Raw genomic sequence first — 20,052 nt, 5'->3', positions numbered from 1 at the left:
GAAGGTTAAGTATATTTTTTTTTAGTATTTTAGTCTTTCTTTAATTTGTTCTTCTTTTTGACTTATTTTATAGTCAACTAGACTAGTTTTGTTTTCTATTTTTTTATTAAGTTTATATAGTAATGTATCTATGTCATTTGTGGTACGATTAATATCACTTTGCATTTTTGCATCCATACGGTCTTTTTTATTAAAAAGATCATGATATACTTCACCCAGTGGTGAGCTTGCTACTAGTACTTCTGTTGAGTATTTTTTACTTTTAGCTAATTGTTCGATTTTTCTTTTTTCATCTTTAGCTTTTTGTTCTTTTTGACGTTTTCTTTGTTTTAGATCTAATATTATGTTATTTTTTGGCATCAGTGAATTCCCCACTATATTTTCCTTTTTTTTTAGATTGAGTTCTTATTTGATTTTTTTTTATGAATAAAAAAAATATGGAATTTTTTTTTACTCTTCCTTTTTTTTTGACTGTTTTATTAGTTGTAAGTTAATTTAATATAAACTTTATTACAATTTTTCTAGTCTGTTGTTTTTGAGATACAATAACGACATATTGCATTAGGATTATCAACATGGAACTTTTTAACAGGACAGTAGTAGTCCTTACCATCAGAATAAATTGTAACTAGACCAGGAAATACCGTACCAGGAAGATGTATTGGTCGTTTACGTAGGTATGTTGTATATATAGCTATTATGTTTAAGATGTATTCTATTCGATCATTTGATTTTTCAAGTAGTTCATTTATATTTTCTGCATCTTTTTCAGATAATTTTCCTTCATATTTTACTCTACTACTTTTTAATGTTGCAAATCTGCTTACTATTACTTTAATAACTGATTCTGTGTAGTCTTTTTTATATTCTCGTGGAAGATATTTTGTTTCTTCATTAAAATGTACTGATAAATCATGAAGCTCATCAAGAGATATATCTTTAACTTCTTCTTTTAATAATTCATTTAATGTGTTAAGAGGCATTTTATTGTAAACTTTCTGCATAATTATTTCACCTATCATAAAAATAAAAAAAAATTTTATAAAATTTTTTCTTTCTTCTTTTTTTTTAATATAAATAAACTTAAAACAAAAATAAAAGGAGAGTAGTAGTTATCTTTTAATGTTGTTTGTTTTATAACACACACCCTCCTCCTTTTTTATTATATTGTCTTATTGTTTGTAGAATTCAACAATTTTTGTTGCTATTTTATCACCAATTCCATCTACCTTTGTAAGTTCATCATGACTTACATGTGATAGATCATCACCAAATACATCAACAAGACTTCTTGCACGTTGTCGTCCTAGACGTTTAACACCCATTACAAGTGGTATTAATTCTTTTTTAACACCATAATAAAGTCGTGCTGAAAGAATGTCAAGATCATTTGTATAAGTATAAAATCCTAGTACATCACAAATATCACGCATGAACTTCACAAGATTTGATGCTTCATAGCTTGAGCGTCTTGTACTTGCTGCATATACTTTAAGATAGTTTTCAATTTCATTTTCGCGTCTTTCATTTATCCATTCAATTAGACTTGCAGCTGTTGCTTCATTATTTGATACTTGAGCTATGAATACATTATTTCGTCCTAGTACTTCTCGGATATTATCCTTGTTTGCACGATATTTTGTGTTAATTTTAGGTACTGCTTTAGTTGAGGATATTTCATATATTACACTACCAGCATTAAATTCATCGCCCATATGTTTTATGTAATCTTTTAGTCTTATTGCTATTTTTACTGAGTAATTATTACGTGAAATAAGTATTCCAAATGGTGTTGTTTGAAATCCTGATGGTGTAAGACGTATTATTCCATTTTCAATTAGGTATTCTATTGCTGTTGATATCTCATATTTAATTGTTTCATCATTAAAGTTAAATCCCATGTCATTATAGGAATTTTGAATCTGGTATGCATAAAATGTCTTATTAAAAAATCCTATTAAATCCTCAAGATTATTTGCAAATCCACTTGATACTTGAGTTATGATCTGTTTTAGTACTGCATCATTGTTATCTATTAGTTTTGATGTAGTTTGTTCTATATCACCATGTAGGTAGAATTCATCAAGATTATATGCTTCATCAAGACTTTTTGCAATAAGATATGCATTTCCTTCTGTATCATATCCTGGTCTTCCTGCACGTCCTGCCATTTGTTCAAAGTCAAATACTGGTATTGGCATTTGTCCCTGATCAGTCCAGCGGTTATAATCACGTATTACAACATTTTTAGATGGAAGATTTACTCCATACATTAAACTTGGTGTTGCTGTAATCATTAGAAGATTTCCATTTTTAAATTCATCTTCTATTATTTCTTTTTGTCTATCAAATAGTCCTGCATGGTGGAATGCTACACCATTTCGTACACAGTCTGCTAGCATGTAACATACCTCTGTTGGTTGGTTGTTACGTTTTCTTTGTACATCAAGAATCTTCTCAGCTATTATGTTAAATGTTTCTTTTTTATCATCTGGTAATTTTTTTGAGATTTTATCTGCCATCTTCTTAGCTAGTGATTCTGTGAAGCGTCTAGTTGATACAAATGTTAGCATTTGACTTGAATCATTTAGGGAGTCATTTAGTATTTTAAATACTATGTTGTTTTTATCTTTTGTTTGAAATTCTTCTGTACATAGTACTTCCTTATTTAGTGGTACAGGTCTAAAGTCATGTGTAACTACTGTTGCATCAAGCCAGTTTGCAAGTTCATCCATATTTTTTAGTGTTGCACTTAGAGCTATTAGTCGTGTTGATGGGTTGTTTTCACGCATTCTGGTTATTGCACATTCAATTGTAGGACCACGTGAATAATCTCCAATCATGTGAAATTCATCTATTATTACAAGATCCACATCATTTATTATGTTAGCTTGGCGTGTTGCTATGTCAAATGATTCAAATACCATTACTGCTATATCTGAGTTTCGTGGTGTTTTTCCAACTTTATATCCGAATTGTTCAAATACTTTAAATTCCTTGTATTTTTCATTTTGTAGTGATATTAGTGGTACTGCATATATTATTTTTCCACCTTGCTGTAGTACTTTTAGTGCTGCTAGTACTCCTAGTACTGTTTTTCCGGATGCTGTTGGTATTGATATTATGTAGTTTTCATCACATTCTAGGTATCCTGAGTTTATCACTGCTTGTTGTGCAGGGTTGTACTCTTTGATGAAAGGATATGCTTTTTTCATTATCTCCTCAGTTTTTGTATCAATTTGTGCCAAAACTAGTTCAACTCCTCACTATTAATTTTTTCTTAGTATATAATCTGTATTAGTTATTTATTTTTTCTATGTTTATTCTAATTTATTCCATTTTCCAGGTATGGTATTTGCATTTTTGAGTATTTTTCTTTAACTTTTAAGCGTGCATTTTCTCCCATCTTTTGTCTTTTATTTTTATCTGTAATTAGTATGTCTATTGATTCTGCTAGTTTTTGTGGATTTTTTGGTGGTATTATTATTCCATCATGATTGTTTTTTATCACATTTTTTATGTTTCCTGTATCTGTTGATATTAATGGTTTTGCACATGCCATTGATTCGAGTGCTACAATGCTTGCTCCTTCTGATATTGATGAAAGTACCATGATGTCAGATTCTGGTATTATATGTTCAGGTGTAGTGGTTTTTCCCATAAGATGTACATCTTGTATTTTTTCATGTTTAATTTTGTTTTGTAGTTCATCTTTTAGTGGTCCATCTCCATATATTAGGAGTGTGTAGTGTGTTTTTGATAGTTTTTTAGCTTCAAGTAGAAAGTTTAGTCCTTTTTGTTTTACTAGATTTCCTATAAACATGACAATTGGACTTTTATAATGGTTTTTTAGAGTTTTATTATTTTCATCTATTGGCTTAAATTTGTCTATGTTTACTGTGTTTTCAATTACATGTGATTTTGTATTAAGATCTTTAATATCTAATGTTAATGCTTGTTGTTTTAGTTTTTCGCTTACAAAATATACTTCATCTGAATGTTTTAGTGCATATTTTATCAGTGGTCGTGTTAACTTGTTTTTAGATAGTATATTTATGTCAGATCCATGAGCTGTTTGTATGATTTTAACGTTACTTTTATGTTTTAATGCAGCAATTATTCCTGGTGGCATAAGGTAGTTTGCATGGATAATATCAATGTCATATTTATCAATGATTTTATTTAACATAAAATATCCCTTAATAATAAAGCTAAAACCACGTATTAGAGGTATGTTAATATTATCAACATAGAAGATATTATCATCAGATGTAGTATTATCTTGTTTATATGTTAGGATATATACGTTATGTCCCTGTTTTTTTAGTGTGTCATGTAGATTTTTTGTATATGTTGCAACTCCTCCAAGAGTTGGTGGATATTGTCCAATAATACATATATTCATAATACTCAAATCACACTCCTAATAACTTCTTATTAATAATAAAATAAAATATGTCTTATTTTTTTTAGTTTTCTTTCCATGTAAATGGTATTAAATGTGCATGTTTTGGTGTTAGTATATCACCATTCATTTTTACAATTGTTACATAGAATTTCATATCATATTTAAGTTCACAAAGATTTACTATTTCATCTGCTATCATTTCAAATACTTTATCTGTGAGATTATTTTTATCTAGTATTTTAATTACATCTTCAGTTGTTATACATTCAAAGATTTCATGTATTGTACTTTGATTTGCACCACATAAAGCTGCATAACATGTCATAATTTCACGTCTAGCATCTGTTTCTGATTGTTTTGTGTTAAATATTCCTGCTGCAATTTTTATTAGTTTTCCTGCATGTCCAAAGAGTGTTATTGATTTTATTTCTTTAAGTTTTTCAGCTTCATCTAGCATGTATCCTACATAATTACTCATTTCTATTATCTGGTCTGGGTCTATGATGAGTTTTTCTTGTGCAATACGTGTTCCTATATTTCCTGGTACAAAAAGTAGGTCATGATATCCATTTGAAACTGCAACATCAAGTTGTACTCGTAGTGAATCTTTATATGCTTTTAGTGACATTGGACGTGCTATTCCTGTGGTTCCTAGTACTGATATTCCTTCAACTATTCCAAGGCGTGGATTCATGGTTTTTGGTGCTAGTTTTTCACCTTCTGGTATTATGATTGTAACTGTAGCTCCACATCCTTTTGGTAAGTATCTTTTAAGGTTAGTTTTTATCATATCACGTGGTACTGGATTTATTGCATGTTCTCCTACTGGTATTTGAAGTCCTGGTTTTGTGATGAGTCCTACACCTTTTCCTCCTTTAATTGTCACAATACCATCTTCATCATTTAGTGTTACTTGTGATATTATTTCAATTCCTCGAGTTATATCTGGATCATCATAGTTTGGTTTTTCTACTGTTGCTTTTGCTGTTTTTGTGTCTATTTTTTGGGTTTTTTCTATTTTAACCTTTACTTTGGTTGTTGGTGTTTGTATTTCCACATATTCTGGGTTATTATCTTCTATTGTTAGTAGTGCTGCGAGACTTGCTGCTGTTGCTACACTTCCTGTGGTTATTCCTGATTTATCTTTTGAGTTTTTATGAGCTTCCATTTTTAATCTATCCTTCCAGAATCTATCTTATTTTTTTTCATCATTTTTTTTAGAATTATTATATTATTAATATATGTTGATTTTATTAAATTATTTAACTTCTATTTTTTTTATAAAATGGTATGTGAAATATTAAAAGAGAGAAAAATAGTAAAATTCTTATTATTTTATAAATAGTATAAATCTTTTTAACAGATTTTTATAAAAATAACTAAATTTAGGATGAAAAAATTATAATATAAATTAAATTCACAATGATTTTATAGTAATTTTAAATAAAATTTATGGAATTTTTTTTTAAAAAATAAGTAATGGTTTTTTTAATTAAAAAGAAATAGATTTTTTTCTTGGAAAAAAAGAGAAGTAATGTTAATAATCGAATAAATTTGAAAGTTAAAAGGTAATAGAATTTTTTTTTGTATGTGGTCTAATAAAATTCTATTTTAAACTTCATAGATTATCCTATAATGTGTTTTTTTTCCTCAGTTTTTTTCCAAAAAAAAATATTTAGAAAATATTTAATTTTCTTTATTGTAGAATAGATAAAAAAAATATAATAATCTAATCTCTTTTTTTTTATTTGATTTCAACTAAAAAAAATGTTTAGTTAATTTTTTGTTCTAGTTTTGAAATTAGTTCTTGTGCTGATGGTGCTCCTACAAATGCTACTTCTCCATCTATGATGATGGTTGGTACTGACATTATTTGGTATTTTTGTACTAAATCCATGTGTTCTGCTACATCATAGTGTTCAAAGTCTATTTTGTCACCTAATTGTTTTTTAGCTTCTTCTGCTACTTCTACTGCCATAGGACAGTATGGGCATGTTTGTGATGTGAATACTTCTAATTTTACTGTCATTGTAATCATTTCTCCTTTGTATATTTTTAGTAAATTAATGTTGGCTCTATATTTTTTTTAGAATCTTTAACTTTTATTTACTTATTTACATAATTGTTTGTATGTTGTTTATATATACTTTGAATAATTTAATGTTTTTAGTTTATGTTAGTAGTTTTATTTTTTAGTTTTTTTTACATTTTTTTAAATTATCTTTGATTTTATTTTGTGTTATTTGTGTTTTAGTTAAGTTATATTAATAGGTTTTTAACATAATTTAAAATAATATTAATAATTGAATTAAAATAAATTTGAAAGGAAATATAAGATAATGGTAAAGGTACGATCTCCAGCATCTGCTACTGTGATTAATGCTATTAGTATTGGTCGAGGGTCAGCATATGGTATTAAGTTATATGTTACAGCAGATGTTAATATAATAAATCGTAATTCTGATTATGATATTGAATGTATATGTATGAGTCTTGATGATCCTGATATGGATGTATCATTAATTGATGAATGTGTAAAACTTGTATATGAACGATTATGTGAATGTAAAGATTTTAATCTTAAAAATATAACATTAAAAGTTGAAACTAAATCTGATATTCCACCAGGTTCAGGCTTATCAAGTAGTAGTGCTGCTTCAAATTCTGTTGTATATGCAACTTTACTAACACTTCTAGATGAAGCTGGTTTAACAGTTGATGATGTTGGTATATCAGATGAGGATATTATTAATATTGGTATTGAAGCATCTCTTAATGTTGGTGTTTCTATTACTGGTGCATATGATGATGCTTCTGCTTCATTTTATGGTGGTTGGAAGATTACAGATAATATGAAACGTGAAATTATTGCAGATTATCCTCATAAATATTCGAAAGTTTTAATATATATACCAGACAAATCTTCATATACTGCACAGTGTGATGTTGAAAATATGAAAATTTTAGCACCACTTGTGGAAATCGCATTTTCGCATGCATTAGATAAAAATATTGAAAAAGCTCTAACATTAAATGGCTTACTTTATTCTACTGCATTAAATTTAGATACTCAAGTTGCATTAGATGCTCTTAAAGCAGGGGCTAAAGCTGCAGGATTATCAGGAACTGGGTCAGCTTATTCTATATTAGTAGATAATCAAAAAGATATTGTAGAAATTAAAAGTGCACTTTCTAAATATCCAGGACGATTAATTGAAACAGAACTTGATAATGAGGGATCTGTGGTAATAGGTGAGGATAATTTTGAATAAACAACAAGCAGAACAATTATTAAAAGATTCTCGAGACAAAATAGATATACTCGATAAACAAATACTAGATTTAATAGTTGAAAGAACATCACTAGCTCAAGATATAATAACATCAAAAAAAGCCCTGGGAATGGACTTATTTGATGCACAAAGAGAAGAAGCTATACATAAGAAGCTTAAAAGTATGCTTGATGAAATAAATATTGATGAAAACTTAGTTCTTGAAATATTTGATTTACTTGCAACAATAAGCAAAAATGAGCAGAAAAAATATTTATAAAAAAATAAAAGAAATTAACGTTAATTATTTTTTTTTAGAAGAAATCCCAAACTTCTACCTTTTTTTTTTATAAAAACTAAAAAATAAAAGGTTTTAAATATAAAAAAAATATTTTTTTTTTGGGAAGAATTATTAATAATAAAAATAAAACATTTAAAAAAAAATTACTATACATTGGAGGAATGATTATGGGAAATATAAGAACCACATTTGTAAAAAGAACAGCAAAAGAATTATTAGAAGAACACGGAGATAAATTCAACAACGACTTTGAAAACAACAAACAAGTTGTAGCTGAATACTCAACCGTATCAACAAAACACTTAAGAAACCAAATTGCAGGATATGCAACCCACTTAATGGATCAATAAGCATATTTCTTTTTTGATAACTTTTTTAAAAATATATAAGTGAATTAATAAACACTTATTATTATTTTTTTAATTTACCTTTTTTTTAATATAAAATTTTAAATAATAATAAACAACTTTTTTTTTACAATTACTTATATGATAATTTTCTAAATACATAATTACATTATAAAACAATTTTTAGTAAAATTACCTTTTATATTAGAGATAACTACTTCTTTTTTCATTATCATTAAGTTTAGTTTTATAAAATTTTAATAAATATACAATTCAAATATATATTATAATAGAATATTTTTTTTTATATTTTTTTTTAATAATCCAAAAAAATAAATTAAACTAAAAAAAAACACAGTAACTTTAAAAATAATAAATTGTATCAAAAAAACAAAAAAATAAATGAATTAAAATTTGTAAAAAAAAATACAATTAAAAAAAAAGTAATATAAATTTTTATTAAAAAAAATAAGGGTGACTCTATGGCGATAGTTGTGGCAAAATTTGGAGGAACTTCGGTTGGAACCGGAGAGAGAATACAAAAAGCAGCAAAATCAGTAGTAAATGAATACATGCAGGGAAACAAGGTAATAGTTGTAGTATCTGCAATAAACAAGACAACAGATGAATCAATAAAGCTTGTACAAGACTCAATGGGAAAACTTGTAACAGAAAAGCAACTTGCAGGAATTCTTTCAATGGGAGAGATGCAAAGTGTAAGAATAATGGCAGCAACCATTGAATCTTTAGGTGTAAAAGCCGAATACATAGATCCATTCTCCGAGAAATGGCCAGTAATTACAGATAGCAACTACCTAGAAGCCAAGATTGACAAAGAAAAAACAGAAGAAAAAGTACTAACATACATAGAAAAACTACTAGATCAAGGAATAATACCAGTAGTCTGTGGATTCTTAGGTCGTGATCTTGATGGAAATGTTACAACACTAGGACGTGGAGGAAGTGATGTATCAGCATTCCTTCTTGGTCAATGTATAGGAGCAGATGAAGTTGTAATAGTTACAGATGTAAAAGGTGTAATGTCAACAGATCCACGAAAACTAAACACAGCACGAAAACTTGATAAAATTACAGTAGAAGAAATGATAGATCTTGCAAACTATGGAGCACAAGTACTACACCCAAATGCACTACGATACAAAGATCCATCAATAAAAGCAAAAATAATAAGCTTCGAATACGGAGACTTAAGAGTACAGGGGACTGATATTATAGGCCCAGCATACCCAGAAGAAGATGTAATAACAATAACAAAACTCGATGAACAACTAGCAGTACTTGCTGTAGTAGGCGAAGATCTGATGAACAAGCCAGGAATACTATCAAGTATCACAGAACGTGTAAATGAACATAACCTAACAATATATGGCATATCAACAGGTGAAAGTTCAATAACACTATTTTTCAAGTATGATGATGCTCTTAAAGCACATGAAATACTACATGATCTTGTAATAAATGGAGATATGTTAAGTTCAATATCTCTAGGACAAAAAATAGCCATGGTATCACTAGTAAGTCATGAGTTTATAGATACACCAGGCATTATATCAAACATAACCAAACCATTACATGAAGAAAATATAAATATAGTCGAATTATCATCCAGTCAAACATCAGTTGTAATATTTGTAGACTGGGAAGATGGAGAACGAGCATATAACTTAGTTAAGGAGACATTAGAATGATAAGTTTAGATGGAACACACGTTGCAATGATCACACCATTTGATCAAGATAATAACATAGATGAAGAAAAATATAGAAACTTTATAGACTTTCTAATAGATCATGGAGTAGATGGAATTGTAGCAGCAGGAACTACAGGTGAATCTGCAACAATGAGCCATGATGAACACCAAAAAGTAATAGACATAATGGTAGATCAAGCAAATGGACGTGTAACAACAATAGCAGGTGCAGGAAGTAATGCAACATCAGAAGCACTTGGTCTTGTAAAATATGTGGAAGATGCAGGAGCTGATGCAGCTTTAGTAATCACACCATACTATAATAAACCACAACAAAGTGGATTATATGATCATTACAAACTACTTGATGATGCAACTAATGTACCAATAATAGCATACAATGTACCATCAAGAACTGGAGTAGATCTATCTGTTGATACAATCATAAAACTAGCTCAGCTTGATGATATAATAGCAATTAAAGAAGCAAATCCAGACTTAAATAAGTTAGCTAATGTATTTAATTGCCTCAAAAAAGAGGAAATAACTGACTTCACAGTACTATCTGGAAATGATTCACTCACCCTACCAATGATTGCACAAGGAGCACGAGGAGTAATAAGTGTAGCAGCAAATGTAATGCCAACTGAAATGTCAGACATGGTAAACTCAGCATTAGATGCAGATTATGTTCGTTCACAGGAATTATCAAACTACTTATTTGATCTTATGGATGTACTATTCATTGAAGCAAGCCCAGCACCAACAAAAAGAGCATTAAATCTCATGGGAATGGATGTGGGTGGACTACGTATGCCAATAAATCCAATAAGTGAAGCAAATGACGTGATATTACAAGAAGTACTAAAAGAATACAACCTAATTGAATAAAAAAAAGGATAAAATAGTACTTCTTTTTTTTGAATATAAAAAAAAGTAGGAATCAAATAAAGAAAAATAAAAATTTAATACTAAAAAAAAATATAAGGAGACAAAAAAATATGATACGAGTAGCAGTAACTGGTTGTGCAGGAAATATGGGATCTAAAATTGTAAAAACTGTACAACAACAAGATAACATGGAAGTAGTACTAGGTATAGAAATGCCAGCATCACCTTTAGCTGGTAAAGATCTTGGTGAGCAAATAGGACTTGGAAAAATGGGAGTTCCAATAATAGCATCAGAAGATCTTGCAGATGGACTTCAAGAATATAAACCAGATGTACTAGTTGATTTTACAATTGCACAAGCAGCAGTAACAACAGTTAAAACATGTGCTCAAAACAAAGTAAATGTAGTTGTAGGAACAACTGGAATAAGTGATGAACAACTAGCAGAAATGAACGTTGCAATAGAAGATAATGGAATTAAAGCAGTTATCTCACCAAACATGGCAACAGGTGTAAATGTATTTTTTGAAATTGTAGGACAAGTAGCAAAAATACTAGGTGAAGACTATGATGTTGAAATTATTGAAGCACACCACCACAACAAACAAGATGCACCATCAGGAACAGCAATAAGAGCAGCAGAAGTTGTAGCTGAAAATCTAAACTTATCACTAAAAGAAAATGCATGCTATGGTCGTGAAGGAATGGTAGGAAAACGACCAGAAAATGAAATAGGAATACATGCTATACGTGGAGGAGACATTGTAGGTGATCATACAGTAATGTTTGCAGGTGATGGTGAAAGAATAGAAGTAATACACCGTGCATCCACAAGACAAGCATTTGTAAATGGAGTAATAAGAGCAATAAACTACCTGGTAAGTAAACAAGATAAACCTGTAGCTGACATGAAAGATGTACTAGATTTAAACTAGATTAAAAATTTTAAATTATAATAATTTGGGGAGATGTGTAATTAACATGGTAAATAATGTATGTGTACTTGGTGCAACTGGGATGGTAGGACAAAGATTTATCCAACTATTATCTCAGATACCAGATTTTAATATTGTAAATATAGCAGCATCAGAAAGATCTGCAGGAAAAAGATATGAAGATGCTGTAAACTGGCATCAAACAACTCCAATACCTGAAGAAGTACGGGATATGAAAATTGTAAATACAGATCCAAATGAAGTAGCAGATGATGTGGACTTTGTATTTGCATCACTTCCAGCAGGATTAGCTGAACCTGTAGAAGCTGCATTTGCTGAAAAATTCATTGTAGCATCAAATGCAAGTGTAAATCGTATGAAAGAAAATATACCACTTGTAATACCAGAAGTAAATCCAGAACACCTTGAAATGATGGAATTACAAAAAGATATCAATGGATGGGATGGTTGTATTGTAACAAATCCAAACTGTTCAACAATTGCATTAACATTAACATTAAAACCACTATTTGATAAATATAACTTCAAACGTGTAGGAGTTACTACAATGCAAGCTGTAAGTGGAGCAGGATATAATGGTGTACCATCAATGGGAATATTAGATAATGTAATACCATATATTGGATCTGAAGAGGAAAAAATGCAATCTGAAACACTTCATCTTCTAGGTGAACGTGATGGTGGAGTTGTACAAAAAGCAAACTTCCCACTAAGTGCATCATGTAACAGAGTAGGTGTAATTGATGGTCATACAGAATCTGTATCAATAGAATTTGAAGATGATGATGTAACAGTAGAAGATATCCAAGAGACATTAAGTGAATTCCGTGGACTTCCACAAGAAGAAAACTTATCTTTTGCACCAGAACAACCTGTAATTGTACGAAAAGAAGAAGATAGACCACAACCACGTATGGATCGTGATGCTGGACATGGAATGAGTGTATCTGTAGGACGAATACGTCCTGATGTATTTGATAATAGTTTTAAATACACACTTGTAGGACATAATACAATACGAGGAGCAGCAGGAGCATCTATTCTTAATGCACAATTAATTTCTAAATTATACTTATAAAAAGTATAAAATAATTTCTCCACCCTAATCTTTTTTTTTCATATCAAAAATTTTAACTAGCATCTCTTTTTTTTAATAAATTAGTATAAATAATTTCTATATTTTAAAGTATTATTATAGAACTAAAAAAAAGAATAGTAATTTTTTTTTAATTAACTTAAATAGGAGGATTGATTTTTTATTTTAAGTCTTTATTTAATTGATGTATCAATTCTTAAATTCTTTAATTTATCATATCATACAGGAGTTCTTGATTTTTTCATGCAACTTGTAACTATGATGGGATGGATGTATCTAGGAGTTATTTTAGCTGTTATACTTTATATTATTGGACGATATCATAATGATAAACGTATGTGTAATGCTGGAATTTTATTATTTATTACACTAATTATAACAGCAGGTTGTATTGAAATTATAAAACTAATTATTGCAAGACCAAGACCATATACTGAAATTACATCTTTAATTGTTTTAAATCATGAGTCTAATCTTTCATTTCCATCAGGACATACTGCAACAGCTACTGTAATTGCATATTGTCTTTCACGTGAATATAAACACACAGCTCTTTTCATGCTTATTCCACTAGTTGTTGGTATAAGTCGATTATATCTTGGTGTACATTATCCATCTGATGTAATATGTGGTTTTATATTTGCACTTATAATTTCATATGTATGTTATCATATACTTCTTCGTTATAAAATCATATCAAAGTAAAGAAAAATAGATTACATATTGTATGAAATATTTTCATCTCCCTCATTTTATAATTTTTTTTTTTGGAATTCTTTTTTTTATAAGGGTTAATTATAATAAAAATGTTAGTTAATATATAATATCATATATAATTTTAATAAATTTATGAACTTTAAATAGTGATCATTATGGCGTTTTTAAATGATGTGGAATCAGATGAATTAAGGGAACTAGTAAAATCTTGTTTTAAAGAAATAAACATGTTAAAAAAAGAATTAAGCAAAGAATATAAAGACATTCAAGTAGATGAAGTAGTCAAAAACGTCTTAATTCAAAGTAAATCAAACAACTCAACACTACATAACCGGATATCAGAATTATCAGATAAAGTAGATGGACAAGAAAACGAGATAAAAGAACTTAATCTAAAAATACAAGAAAAAGATACAAAACTCAAAGAAAAAGATCTTAAAATCTTTGAACTAGACAATAAAATAACAGATGATGAAGAAAAAGACTTAAAACTCGATGAATATGATAAAGAAATTCGAGATCTTCAATCAAAAATAGAAATACAAAATGACCTAATTGAGGATTTAAAAGAAACCAAAGATGAAGATAAAAAGCAGGAAGATGAACTAAAAGAACAAATTCAAAAACTTACAGAAGAACGTGATGAACTTAAAACTTCTTCCTCATCTAAAACTGAAATATCACAACTTAAAAGTGTGATTGAAAAACAAAAAGAAGAACTAAAAGAAATACCAGGACTTAAAAATCAGCTAACTCTTCAAACCTCAAAACAAGAACAACAAATAGCACAATTAACACAAGAAAATAATAAACTAAAAGAAGATCTCATACATTCAAATAATGATGAAATAACACAACAACTAACACAAAAAGATGCAATAATTAAGGATTATCAAGAAAAAATAGAACAACTAGAAGATCAAATCGAAGAAGTAAATACAACACAATCACTTAATGAATCAACACTTGATGTTGATATTAATGAATTAAATGATGAAATTCAAAAACTTAAAGATGAAAACACAAAACTCAAAGCACAACCAACAATCACACCAGGTAATGATAATACTGCAACATTAAATTCACTTATTGAGGATTTCACCCAGAAATCAAATGAACTAATAGAAGTACGGGGAAAATATGAACAACTTCAAAATGAAGCTCGAATAAACCAGATAAGAATTGAAGGATTAGAAAATGAAAACGCCAAATTAAAAACTTCAAATACTACTACAGGTGAATTCACTGATGCTCAACTAAAACAAGATATGAAAGATGCACAAGATAAACTTACACAAGCAAATGATGAAATTAAAAAGCTACAAGAAGAAATACAAACTCAGAAAAATACAATTACATCACTTGAAAATGAAGTTAATACAACAACACCAGTACCAACACAAACTACAGATGAAGATGTTAGCAAATTAAATGATGAAATTGAAAAATTACAAGCATCTCTAAATAAAAAAACAAGTGAATATAAAATACTTGAAACAAAACTTGATGATTTAACAAATACTAATAAAAATATTTCATCAGAAATATCAGATCTTAAAGAAGATGTATCACAGAAAAAACTTCAAATAACATCACTCACATCAGATAAAGATGCAGTAGATTCTAAAGTATCAGAACTTGAAGATTTACTAAAACAACGTGATGATGAAATATCAGCTCTTAAAGTAAAAGTAGAATCAACAGATATAACAGCTGATACTCAAAATGACTTAACAGAAGAACTAAATAAGGTACGAAAAGAGTTATATGATAAAGATGCTGAGTATGATCGTCTTAAACTTGACTATAATGAGTTAAATAAGAAAACTACAAGTCAAATTGATGAATTAAATGAAGGACTTAAAAAGTATACAAATTCAAATGAAAAAATGCAAAGTGAACTACAATACTTACAAACAACTCTTGATACAAAAAATACAGAACTATCTAAATATGAATCAGAAAACAAAACACTAAATACATTAATACGAGAACATGAATTAGAAAATAAATCACTACGTGAAAACATTCACAATCTACGTAAAAATACAGATGAGGAAATAAATAACCTACAAAAATCAATACAAGATAAAAACGATAAAATAGCAGCACTACCACAAAAACTTGAACTAAAAGACATTGAAATATCACAACTTAATAAGATGATAGATACAAATAAAACAGATATTGATGATAAAAACAACACAATTAAAAATCTAAGAAATAATATCCAAGAACTACAAGAAAAAATCCAACAAGCAAACAATCAAGTAGTAGCTGAACAACAAAAAACTAAAGAATCACTTAAAGAAAAAGAAGATGAAATATTTAAACTCAAAAATCAGTACCAAAAAACTGGTGAAATACAACAACAAGAAAATGAAAAATTAAAATCATTACTTGAACAAAGAAAGTATAAAATTGAAGAGTTAAATGAAAATATCTCATCACTTAATAAGGATCTTGAAATTATACGTACAAAATATAATGAAAACACCGAAAAATATGCACATCTTGAATCAATTATATCCTCAAAAGATGATAGTTTAAATAAAAAAGATGAACTTATTGATGATATTAAAAAACATATTGAAAGACTTGAAAACAAACTTAAACTAAGATCTGATGAAATTGAAGAGTTAAATAATCAAATTGATAATAACAATACAATAATTACAACACTAAAAACTGAAATATCACAATCAAATGAAAAACTTGAAGAACTTGACTCATTAAATAATGAAATAAGTCAAAAAGATAGTATAATAGCATCAGTAAATGATCAAATACAATCCCAGGATGCAAAAATTAATGATATTACATCATCACTTAATGATGAAAAACAACGTGTTGAAGAGTTAAAAGATCTTCTTGAACGTAAAAATCGTGATCTTGAGGATCATAAACAACTACTTAAAGAACGTAATAGTCAAATTGATGAGTTACATGATGTTAAAACTCGACTTAATGATATAGAACTTGAAAAATCAGAACTAAAATCTGACTATGAAAAACAAATAGCAAATCTTGAAGGTCAAATAAAAGTTGATGAAAAAATCCGTGCTGAAAATGAGCAATATCAATATAAGATTCAGGATCTTAATAATGAACTTCTTAGTAAGGATTCACAACTTGAGGAAGCTGATAAATATAAAAACTATTTCAGTGTAATGGTTGAAAAACCACTTCCTGGACTTACAAGTTTCCAATCACAAATTTATCAACTACTTCCTGATGCTCAGAGTGCTAGTGAACTTTATTCATTCCTTGAAAATCTAGGATTTGAACAACTTAAGAAAGAAAACTTTGCAAAAACACTTAAAGCTCTTGAAAAACGTGGATACTATCAAAGAGCACGTGATGATGATAAAATCATATGGGTAAAAATACCACTTCATGAAACATCTGTAGTTGAATAGATTTAATCTCCCCCTTTTTAATTATCTTTTTTTTATAATCTTATTTTTTATTTTTAATTATATTAATTATTTTAAGTTATACTTTAATAATATTTGTTTAAATTTAATAAATATTTTTTATAGTCTTTAATTTTGTATTTTATGTGTTTATTTTGATTTTATTTTTAATTTTTACTAAAAAAATAGTAAAGTATTTATATTAATTCAAACCCACTAATATATAGTAGACTGAATAATAAAAAAATTATTAAATAAAAAAAAATTTTTTTTAATAAAACTAATAAAAAACACAAAAAAGGATTTTTTAACATATAATACAAAAAAATAGATTCTTTTAATAAAAAAAAACAAAAAAATATCTAAAAAAATATAATTAGAGGTAATATATATGGCACAACAACAACAACCATTAATCATCTTACCTGAAGGAACAACCAGAAACATAGGTAGAGATGCACAAAGAAACAACATTTTAGCAGGAAAAGTATTAGCAGAAACCGTAAGAACCACATTAGGTCCTAAAGGAATGGACAAAATGTTAGTAGACGGACTTGGAGATGTAGTAGTAACAAATGACGGTGTAACAATCCTAAAAGAAATGGATATTGAACACCCAGCTGCAAAAATGTTAGTAGAAGTAGCAAAAACACAAGAAGACGAAGTTGGAGACGGAACAACAACAGCAGTAATCATCGCAGGAGAACTCCTCAAAAAATCAGAAGACTTACTTGACAAAGAAATCCACCCAACAATCATCGCACTAGGATACAGACAAGCAGCACAAAAAGCAATCGATATACTAGAAGATATCTCAATTGATGCATCAGACAAAGACACCTTAATGAAAGTTGCAATGACAGCAATGACAGGAAAAGGAACAGAAAAAGCACGTGAACCACTTGCAGAACTCATCGTAGGAGCAGTAAACCAAGTAGTAGAAGACGGTAAAGTAGATTCAGAACAAATAAAAATTGAATCTAAAGATGGAGCAGCAATTGAAGATTCAGAACTCGTATCAGGTGTAATAGTAGATAAAGAAAGAGTACACCCAGGTATGCCAACAGAAGTAACAGACGCAAAAATCGCTCTTGTAAACAGTGCAATAGAAGTAAAAGAAACAGAAGTAGATGCTGAAATCAGAATCACAGATCCAGCACAAATGCAAGCATTCATCGAACAAGAAGAAGCAATGATCAAAAAAATGATCGACGAACTTGCAGATGCAGGAGCAAACGTATTATTCTGTCAAAAAGGTATAGATGACCTCGCACAACACTACCTAGCAAAAGCAGGAATTCTAGCTGTAAGAAGAGTTAAAAAATCCGACATGGAAAAACTTGCAAAAGCAACTGGTGCAAAAATCGTAACAAACATCCAAGATCTAACATCAGATGACTTAGGAGAAGCAGGACTTGTAAAAGAAGACAAAGTATCAGGCGACGATATGATCTTCGTAAAAGACTGCAAAGACCCTAAAGCTGTAACACTCTTACTAAGAGGTACAACCAGCCACGTAGTAGATGAAATTGAAAGAGCAGTAGAAGATGCAATAGGAGTAGTAGCATCCACAGTAGAAGATGGAAAAGTAGTTGTTGGTGGAGGAGCACCAGAAGTAGAACTAGCAAAAGGACTTAAAGACTACGCAGAAACCATCAGCGGACGTGAACAATTAGCAGTAAATGCATTTGCAGAAGCATTAGAAGTAGTACCAAGAACATTAGCTGAAAATGCTGGATTAGACAGTATCGATTCACTCGTAGACTTAAGAGCAGCTCACGAAAAATCAGCAGATATGGGATTAAACGTATTTGAAGGTGGAGTAACTGACATGAAAGAAGCTGGAGTAATTGAACCACAAAGAGTTAAAAAACAAGCTATCCAATCCGCAGCAGAAGCAGCAGAAATGATCCTAAGAATCGACGATGTAATCGCATCATCAAGCCAAGGAATGGCAGCTCAAGGTGGAGCACCTGACATGGGAATGGGCGGAATGCCACCTATGTAAATAGGCTCATAGAATAAATGTTAAATTACTTATAAAAAAAATAACGTAGTCGATGAACATAAAACCTTTATACTCAGACGATACTTAAGAAAAATAGATGAATAGTAATCTTTTTTTACTATCCTATTTTTTTTATATAAAAGAAATTAAATTTACAAAAATTCTTTATAATCTCCCAAAAAAATATCTAATTCTAATTTTTAAATTCTAATAAATTTAACTTAAACTAAAAAATAATTACATTATATATTAAAACAATCCATACTATATAATAACTATTAAAAAATATTACATAGGGGTGCTTAAATATCATGAACCAATTTCTAGATTTTAATGATGGACTATTTGGAAATATTTCAGAATATAAACAAATTATAGTAAATCTACTTGAATCATTAAAATCAATGACACCAGAAACATTCTGGAACACACAAATAGAAGGAAAAAAAGGCTTATCAGCAATATTATACATGGAAATAATAGAACTTATAACTGATTCATATAGAAGCATAGCAGACCATCTATATGCAAATAAAATGATAGCCTATGAATTTCCATATTTTATTGAAGTAAAAGGAATGGTAGAATCACTATTAAGTGAAGATCTATCATTAGATGATTCATATATAAATCTTGCAATAAACTTATCTGCAGATTTTTTCACACTACTAGAGGTAAAACTTCTACTATTTGGAGATTATGATTCAATACTCACAGTACCTGATGAAGTAATGGATGAATATGAAAAAGAACTCGAAAAATACATAGAACAATTCGAAAAATTCAGAGATGAATTTATAAAAATGTATGATAAAAAAGAGTACTATAACTTTGATACATTTGAAAACGAATTTGACAATGAATGAAAAAATGAAAAAAATATTCCTTCACCACCAAAAAAAGTCCCACTTACAAATATAATACACATC

17 protein-coding genes are annotated in these 20,052 nt (G+C 28.9%); 11 read left to right on the top strand and 6 right to left on the bottom strand.

Going from position 1 to position 20,052, the window contains the following annotated elements; all coding sequences use genetic code 11:
• Nucleotides 1-21: 21 nt before the first annotated feature.
• The 6 genes from MSCUN_RS05950 to MSCUN_RS05925 all read right to left on the bottom strand — a co-directional run bounded on the left by MSCUN_RS05950 (nucleotide 22) and on the right by MSCUN_RS05925 (nucleotide 6,437).
• Nucleotides 22-360, bottom strand: a complete 339-nt coding sequence (locus tag MSCUN_RS05950; RefSeq protein WP_095608734.1) for a hypothetical protein — start codon at nucleotides 358-360, stop codon at nucleotides 22-24.
• Nucleotides 361-521: 161 nt separating this feature from the next.
• Entirely contained in the window at nucleotides 522-1,004 is a 483-nt protein-coding gene (locus MSCUN_RS05945) for a DUF2115 family protein (RefSeq protein ID WP_170104092.1), read from the bottom strand.
• A 168-nt stretch (nucleotides 1,005-1,172) separates the two neighbouring features.
• On the bottom strand, nucleotides 1,173-3,215 hold the full coding sequence (locus tag MSCUN_RS05940) for a DEAD/DEAH box helicase (RefSeq protein WP_095608771.1): 2,043 nt from the start codon (nucleotides 3,213-3,215) through the stop codon (nucleotides 1,173-1,175).
• A gap of 110 nt (nucleotides 3,216-3,325) precedes the next feature.
• Nucleotides 3,326-4,405: a glycosyltransferase family 4 protein gene (locus MSCUN_RS05935; RefSeq protein WP_095608732.1), complete on the bottom strand. Its 1,080-nt coding sequence runs from the start codon at nucleotides 4,403-4,405 to the stop codon at nucleotides 3,326-3,328.
• Nucleotides 4,406-4,469: 64 nt separating this feature from the next.
• The gene (gene cbiD / locus MSCUN_RS05930) at nucleotides 4,470-5,576 is read right to left on the bottom strand and encodes a cobalt-precorrin-5B (C(1))-methyltransferase CbiD (RefSeq protein ID WP_095608731.1); all 1,107 of its coding nucleotides are present in this window, start codon (nucleotides 5,574-5,576) and stop codon (nucleotides 4,470-4,472) included.
• A 603-nt stretch (nucleotides 5,577-6,179) separates the two neighbouring features.
• A complete protein-coding gene (locus MSCUN_RS05925; RefSeq protein WP_095608730.1) occupies nucleotides 6,180-6,437 on the bottom strand; it encodes a thioredoxin family protein in 258 nt (85 codons plus the stop codon).
• Between the two features lie 310 nt (nucleotides 6,438-6,747).
• Between MSCUN_RS05925 and MSCUN_RS05920 the strand changes: the two genes are divergently transcribed.
• From MSCUN_RS05920 to MSCUN_RS05870, 11 genes are all read left to right on the top strand, one after another.
• Nucleotides 6,748-7,680 carry a shikimate kinase gene (locus MSCUN_RS05920; protein ID WP_245837646.1) on the top strand — a complete coding sequence of 311 codons (933 nt, stop codon included), beginning with the start codon at nucleotides 6,748-6,750 and terminating at the stop codon, nucleotides 7,678-7,680.
• Nucleotides 7,673-7,960: a chorismate mutase gene (locus MSCUN_RS05915; protein WP_170104090.1), complete on the top strand. Its 288-nt coding sequence runs from the start codon at nucleotides 7,673-7,675 to the stop codon at nucleotides 7,958-7,960. Before MSCUN_RS05920 ends, MSCUN_RS05915 begins: the two co-directional genes overlap by 8 nt.
• 188 nt (nucleotides 7,961-8,148) lie before the next feature.
• Nucleotides 8,149-8,331, top strand: a complete 183-nt coding sequence (locus MSCUN_RS05910) for a 30S ribosomal protein S17e (protein WP_095608727.1) — start codon at nucleotides 8,149-8,151, stop codon at nucleotides 8,329-8,331.
• Nucleotides 8,332-8,810: 479 nt separating this feature from the next.
• Nucleotides 8,811-10,037 (top strand): aspartate kinase, encoded by a 1,227-nt coding sequence (locus MSCUN_RS05905; protein WP_095608726.1) that lies wholly within the window; start codon nucleotides 8,811-8,813, stop codon nucleotides 10,035-10,037.
• Nucleotides 10,037-10,930 carry a 4-hydroxy-tetrahydrodipicolinate synthase gene (dapA, locus tag MSCUN_RS05900; RefSeq protein ID WP_095608770.1) on the top strand — a complete coding sequence of 298 codons (894 nt, stop codon included), beginning with the start codon at nucleotides 10,037-10,039 and terminating at the stop codon, nucleotides 10,928-10,930. The genes MSCUN_RS05905 and dapA overlap by 1 nt, the downstream gene beginning before the upstream one ends.
• 110 nt (nucleotides 10,931-11,040) lie before the next feature.
• Nucleotides 11,041-11,865 (top strand): 4-hydroxy-tetrahydrodipicolinate reductase, encoded by an 825-nt coding sequence (gene dapB / locus MSCUN_RS05895; RefSeq protein WP_095608725.1) that lies wholly within the window; start codon nucleotides 11,041-11,043, stop codon nucleotides 11,863-11,865.
• Nucleotides 11,866-11,911: 46 nt separating this feature from the next.
• Nucleotides 11,912-12,964, top strand: a complete 1,053-nt coding sequence (asd, locus tag MSCUN_RS05890; RefSeq protein ID WP_095608724.1) for an aspartate-semialdehyde dehydrogenase — start codon at nucleotides 11,912-11,914, stop codon at nucleotides 12,962-12,964.
• 261 nt (nucleotides 12,965-13,225) lie between these two features.
• Nucleotides 13,226-13,687, top strand: coding sequence for a phosphatase PAP2 family protein (locus tag MSCUN_RS05885; RefSeq protein WP_095608723.1), 462 nt, complete (start codon nucleotides 13,226-13,228; stop codon nucleotides 13,685-13,687).
• A 167-nt stretch (nucleotides 13,688-13,854) separates the two neighbouring features.
• Nucleotides 13,855-17,118: a coiled-coil domain-containing protein gene (locus MSCUN_RS05880; RefSeq protein WP_109583007.1), complete on the top strand. Its 3,264-nt coding sequence runs from the start codon at nucleotides 13,855-13,857 to the stop codon at nucleotides 17,116-17,118.
• A gap of 388 nt (nucleotides 17,119-17,506) precedes the next feature.
• Nucleotides 17,507-19,123 (top strand): thermosome subunit alpha, encoded by a 1,617-nt coding sequence (gene thsA / locus MSCUN_RS05875; RefSeq protein WP_095608721.1) that lies wholly within the window; start codon nucleotides 17,507-17,509, stop codon nucleotides 19,121-19,123.
• 311 nt (nucleotides 19,124-19,434) lie between these two features.
• Nucleotides 19,435-19,989 carry a hypothetical protein gene (locus MSCUN_RS05870; protein ID WP_095608720.1) on the top strand — a complete coding sequence of 185 codons (555 nt, stop codon included), beginning with the start codon at nucleotides 19,435-19,437 and terminating at the stop codon, nucleotides 19,987-19,989.
• Nucleotides 19,990-20,052: the final 63 nt, after the last annotated feature.

It is taken from the genome of Methanosphaera cuniculi, from assembly GCF_003149675.1.
In the GTDB taxonomy this organism is placed as follows: Archaea; Methanobacteriota; Methanobacteria; order Methanobacteriales; family Methanobacteriaceae; genus Methanosphaera; species Methanosphaera cuniculi.
This window is presented reverse-complemented; position numbering and strand designations above follow the sequence as displayed.